Annotated in this window: 5 protein-coding genes; all 5 read right to left on the bottom strand. The window is 31.4% G+C overall.

What is annotated here, in order from left to right:
• A partial coding sequence (locus LDB17_RS00930) for a GumC family protein (RefSeq protein ID WP_393924833.1) occupies nt 1–1,747 on the bottom strand: 1,747 nt, incomplete at its 3' end.
• Nucleotides 1,748–1,753: 6 nt separating this feature from the next.
• Nucleotides 1,754–2,485 carry a TolC family protein gene (locus LDB17_RS00925; RefSeq protein ID WP_252639037.1) on the bottom strand — a complete coding sequence of 244 codons (732 nt, stop codon included), beginning with the start codon at nt 2,483–2,485 and terminating at the stop codon, nt 1,754–1,756.
• A 32-nt stretch (nt 2,486–2,517) separates the two neighbouring features.
• The gene (locus LDB17_RS00920; protein WP_006843566.1) at nt 2,518–3,669 is read right to left on the bottom strand and encodes a sugar transferase; all 1,152 of its coding nucleotides are present in this window, start codon (nt 3,667–3,669) and stop codon (nt 2,518–2,520) included.
• Nucleotides 3,666–4,031: a PleD family two-component system response regulator gene (locus LDB17_RS00915; RefSeq protein ID WP_026177100.1), complete on the bottom strand. Its 366-nt coding sequence runs from the start codon at nt 4,029–4,031 to the stop codon at nt 3,666–3,668. Before LDB17_RS00915 ends, LDB17_RS00920 begins: the two co-directional genes overlap by 4 nt.
• A gap of 118 nt (nt 4,032–4,149) precedes the next feature.
• Nucleotides 4,150–6,084: LruC domain-containing protein (locus tag LDB17_RS00910; RefSeq protein WP_393924832.1), on the bottom strand; the 1,935-nt coding region annotated here is incomplete at its 5' end.

Below are 6,084 nucleotides of genomic sequence, written 5' to 3'. Positions count from 1 at the left end.
AATAATCCGATAAAGCATTTGCTATATATGTTTTTTGAACTCCATTTGAAATACTGAAGAAGTTTATTATACTAGGTTTTTCAGATGCAAAGTAATTTAATAAGTTATTACCTAATAGTAGTATACAGGTTTCTTCATAAGATTTTCTAAAAATTCTTTTTCCTAATTTCCCTTCTTCTGGAAATACTCCTAATACTTTACCTAAAGTAATGTGTTCAGCTCGCATTTTATCCAATAATCTCCTGTCAAATAATTCTTTTAATAAGAATATACCAAAGACAAATATAAAGCTAGCTGCATATGAACCTAATACGATGGCTTTCCTTTTTGTTGGCTTTGATAATAGTGGAAAGATGGGGGGATTAAGTACTTTTAATGAAGCAGAATTCATTTCTAAGCTTTTTAGCCTTAATCGAGCTGTGTTAAGGCTTGATAGAATTGATAGATACGAACGTTCTAAAAAATCGATGCTCCTTTCTTTACGTTTTATTGTTGAGCCTATTGGCGAGAAATGGAGATATTCCTGATCCAATTCTGAACGTCTCCTATCCAATACAGCTAGTTCTGCAGAAGCCTTTTTATTCTTCAATACTTCGTCAAGCCATTGAGATACAAAATTAGATGTAGGGTAGCCGTCTTTTGTATATTTTTGATTACTCAATGTATTCATAATTACATGAAGATCACCCTCTGCAGTCTTAAGATCGGCCTTATACTGGTTAATCTTTCTTTGGTTTGCAGGACTAACCAGTGTATCTTTGTAGAATGGTTCTATCTCTGCTATTTTACTCCGTAGTTGAGATATAGTATTAAGTTTGGCTACAAACTCAGAGTTATTTTTTATTGATCCTAAGTTTTCGGCTATCTTACTTTCGAGATGAGCTATTAAGGCCTTAGAGCTATTGTATCTAAGCAATGCATCCTGATATATCAATTGCACATCCTTATCGTATGCTGCTACTTGTTTTGTCTGTTCATCATAATTGATCACACGATTTTCTATATTATAATTAGTAAGAGAATCTTCTCCATTTCTGAGTTCAGAGCTTACTTTTGCCAGTTCTTTTTCTAGATATAAAATAACATTATTTGTTGTTCCGAACTGAATATCCTGATATCTTTTTTCATATGATTGATTGAGTATTACTAAAGTATTGTATGCTATGCCAGGATCATTTGCTGAATATGTTATTTCTAACATATCACTGTTACCCAATTTTTTAACAGAAATCTTACTTAGTGCTTCGTAGCTATAGTGTGGATGTTTCCAATTTAATAATCCATATATAAAGTTCTTCCGATCTGATTTTTCATAAGCAAGAATATTTTCTAGAGTTTTTTCTTCTGATGTTTTATCTATAAGTTTTAAAACTTCATTAGGTGTTATCCTTAGAAGTTCCTTATAATTTGAGGCTTTTATATAGATATTATCTTTTTCCGGGTCGCCATGTATCATGTCTTGTATATATAGTCGTAATGCAACATCTTTCAATGTCTCTTTAGAGGTTACAATATTTATTATATTTTCTAAAGTGTTATTTAAGATATTCCAGTTTTGTGTTGTCGGCTGCTCGGGGTCTAAACCATAACTAGACACAACACCTGTAAAAATTGTAGTTTCTACAGTATATTCGAGGTTAAGATGTCTTGTAGATAAGATAACTAAACCTGATATTAGCAACGGTACAATCAATAACCACCATTTTATTTTATTGATAAACCTATATATACATCTTATTTGTTGCATATTATTTTATTTAGATATAATTTGAGTTTTTGCCAATATCTCAAGTTGAAGTAGAGAGGAATTTAAACTTGCTTTAGTCTCTTCATAGTCAGATACAGCTGTTGTATATACAGATTTTTGTTTCCCGAGTTCTTGGATAGTGATATTACCATTAATAAAGTCTGTTTCGCTTAGATTTAATTGAGCCTCTGCAAAGATTAAGGCTTCTGATTTAATTTTTATTAATGCTAAGTCTTTCATTGCGAGACTATACATTGCTGCTATACGGATTTTTTGTTCATCATACCATTTCTCTTCTTCAAACTCAGTCGCTTCCATATCCAACCTTTGTTTTCTTACCCTATTCTTTCTATCAAAAATGTCATCTAATGGTATAGATACTGAAGCTCCAAAGTTGTACCAACTCTGTTTATTTCCTGAATATTGATAGAATATTGGGGTGTTTGTATCTGAAAAAGTTGTATTGTTACCTACTACCCCATATTGATAGTTGGTAACTAATTTGATGAAACTCAACCATCTTTTTTTTTCGGAATCCATCAAACTCTTATTTGCTTGCTTCTTTTTCTCATAATAGCTGAGAATAGGGCTAGCTTTAGCGTTTTCGTATAGAACAGATATTGGTGGTAGCTGAAAGTCGAGATAATCTTTAGGTTTTAACTCTGTTATATCTTGAGCTAGCAGGGAGATACAACTAGAAAATAGAAAAAATGTAACGATGACTAGTTTTAGTTTCATAAATGTAAAAACTTGCAAATGCTTAATACATGTTAAGCATCTTCTTTTTGTATAAATGAGAAAAATGTTTTAAAAATAATTTTGCAATCAAGCCATATGGAATAATTGTGAGCATAATATATGTCAAGCTGTTTTCTTTCTTCTGCTGACATTTTACCTTCTCCTCCACGTCTTTCAACTTGCCATAGCCCGGTCAATCCTGCCGGAGCTATAAACCGTTCAATATATTCATCTCCAGTCAATAGCTCTGCTTCATAAAGAGGCAAGGGCCTATTACCCACTATTGACATGTCTCCTTTTAATATATTTATTAATTGGGGGATTTCGTCGATACTATATTTTCTCATAAATCTACCCATTTTTGTGACTCTGGGGTCGTGTGCTATTTTAAAAAAAGTTGTATCTTTTTTCTCTTTTTTCTTATTTAGATATTCATGTTCTGATATTTCATAATCGTCTGAAACCAGCACAATGTCATCATTTATAATATCAGCCTTTGCTGTGTTTACTTCTAACGTTTTTTCTTTTGACTCTTTTGTGTATTGATTCATTGATCGATAGCTCGATAGTCGCTCCTCTGCATCTATATACATAGATCGGAATTTCCAGAAATTAAAGATATAAAAGTTGCTCCCAACTCTTTTCGACTTATATAAAATAGGTCCTCTACTTTCAAGCTTAATTAAGACCATTATTAAAATCAAAAACGGAGATAGAGCTATAAGAGCTGAAAGTGAAATAATTATATCAAATATCCGTTTGCCTTTAGGTATTGTAAATACTTCATCAATTTTATTCTGTTCTTTTTTTTCCTTTTTACTTAGAATTTCATTTTTAGATATAAAATTAGTGATTGCTTTAAATACATCAGAATCGGCATCCGGAGAAATAGTATTATTAGCACCAGCTTCTATATATATACTTGTTTCTTCTTTTCCTATTTTTTTGGTAACAAGAATTATATATAGGTTTTTGAATTTCTTTTTCAGGTATGCAATATTAACTTTATCTACATCAGGGTTAATTTTTTCATATAAAAGAGGCTGGATTTTATTTGAGGGTAATTCTTTCAATATAATACCAGCCTCTTCTTTATTTTTGACTATAACTATATTTTCTTGTAATAATTCTTGAAAATGATTGATATATTCTTTATTACTACCTATATATATAATAAAAGTCATTTAAGAATTTTTTTTAGTCTAACTTTTAACTCCATCGGGTTAAAGGGTTTCAAAATAAAATCTTCAGCTCCATTTTCTAATAATCGAATTCGATTTATACTGTTATCCTCACTAGAAAGGATAACTACAGGGATAGACTTAAAAAGTTCATTTTTTTTGATATAAGCTAGGAACTCTTCTCCAGTCATGAAAGGCATTCTTAAATCTAGAATAATCAAATCCGGCATCGAATTTTGCTCCAACCATTGAATTGCTTTTAATGGATTCTCAAAATAAATACATTCATAGTCTTCTCTAAAATAGTTAGCTATAACTTTGGCTATAGCTTCTTTATCATCAATAATTAATATTCTTTGCATTATTTCCTTTTTTTATCTGGGATTCTTAGGATAAACAAATAAATATGAAATAGAAATAGTTTTTTCTAATTTCACGAATATCTCAATTTAATAAAATAATTTGAGATATTCGTAATATTTTCTATTGTTCTAATAAATATACTTTATTTGTTTCGTAAGCTTGATACCAATTAGGATAATTTAGTCCATTTGAGGATACCCATGATTTAAATTGAGGATATGCGTCAATTATTCGAACCCACTCTAACGGATATTTAAACGATAGAGGAACTCTTATTCCATATACTAAGTCGGATGTACTATAGTTTCTTCCAGAAGATACGTCTGTCGATTTTTTTGTTGCTGCATAATTCCTTAAATGAACTTCTTTTCTATTAGATGTATTATAGCCTCCGTTCACAATGAATACGTTTAGCATATCAATTAAAGAAACAGTAGAAATGTCTATAGGCTCATTGAATGATATGCTGATAGTGATAGCTTTAGCCGGAAGATGGTTTTCTCCTGCTTTCGTATTTATTATTTGAGAAGTGGTAGCCCCAAATAGTGCATGAGCATTATCTGTAAGTGGAATAACTGCATAATCTTGGTCGTTTTCCAAACCATTACTCATAGAGAAAACATCGCCACTGAAGCTCGTGTTTGAGTTTGTTATACTTTTAATATTACCTTTCAATACGCCGTCTAGCTGAATAGCAGCAGCAAGTCTTTTTGTAGCACCAACAGCTCTTACTTTACTTTGAATGTCTATTTTTGAAACTTTATTAGCTGCAGACAATGTAAATCCTAGATCTATATCCAGTACAAAATCATTCATATCATAGTCCCCTATACTTGGGTAATTATCTTCAAATGCATAAGCATAAGTTGTTCCTAATGTTGCACTTATTGGATATGTTATAATGCCAGGACCACCTCTTTGAACAACATTTCCTCCTTCGTTGCAGCTTGTTGCTTCAATGTCAACAGTAGACTCTCCTTTTCTTACAAAGTTAACATATTTTGTGTCAGAAGGAACGTCATATCCTGTAGAACCTGAGTTAGCAGGATAGTTCGATGATTCTATTTCTAAATAACCTGTAAATGCAGGGTGTCTCCATTCTGTGATTGAGAATTTTTCTAATTTTACCAACGCTTTATTGCCTGATGCTGGACCATTGATACTGGTTCCTGTATTGCTAAATTTTAGTTCATTTGTAACATTCATTATAGCATGAGACCCAAGGTTTATTTTATTATTACTCTGAAGATCTAAAATGTTACTTATTAACAATGTTTCAGCAGCTGTATTTAATGTCGTGCCCTGAAAAGTTCCTTTATCTGCAATGATAAATTTACATCCATTTTCAATTGTAGCATCATTAACAGTTATTTTTTGAGTTGTAAACGCTGCATTATTATTGATTATTGAGTTCTGTAAAAATGTATTACCATTAACCGTAAATTGGCCTTTATTGATAAGATTTGCATTATTGTTTATAGACAAGTTTTGAACTGTCAAAGAACTCTCGTTTACAACCTGTACATTACTTGTATTTGCAGATAATGTACCTGATGAAGACATTGTACCATAATTAAACAAACTTCTTATATTCGAAATATTATTGATGTTGAATACAGTACTGTTGTTTACTATTTGTCCATTTTCATTATTCATATCCACATTAACCTCTTTCTTATCTGGATTGAATTGCCCTGTTGTAGCTACAACTATTTTGGCCGAACCATTCGCTTTTATGTTTGATGAAGTTTGTGTTGGAATATATTTTCCTCCATCTTGAATAATTATTTTTAAATTATTCAGCTCTGTATTAGTTGAAGTATTTTTCCATGTTCCTTCCACATATACGTATGCGTCGTACCATGAGCCATTGTTTATTTGACCTTCAAATGTTTGTCCTGCCGGTATCACATATTGATTACTTGAATAGCTGATGTTGTATAATGACCCGGATATAACGGTTGCATTAGATGGTGTTGTATATGTTCTTGTTGGCGCAGTATAGTTTATATCTAAACTTTTAGTTGAGCCTGATTTTAGTGTTGCTACACTTGC

The sequence above is a fragment of the Dysgonomonas sp. Shenzhen-Wh21 genome, assembly GCF_043392705.1.
Taxonomy (GTDB): domain Bacteria; phylum Bacteroidota; class Bacteroidia; order Bacteroidales; family Dysgonomonadaceae; genus Dysgonomonas.
This window is presented reverse-complemented; position numbering and strand designations above follow the sequence as displayed.

What these genes read in the sequence shown, in the direction of transcription:
- LDB17_RS00925 (WP_252639037.1), bottom strand. Translation starts at nt 2,485, where the DNA reads ATGAAACTAAAACTAGTCATCGTTACATTTTTTCTATTTTCTAGTTGT.
- LDB17_RS00920 (WP_006843566.1), bottom strand. Translation starts at nt 3,669, where the DNA reads ATGACTTTTATTATATATATAGGTAGTAATAAAGAATATATCAATCAT.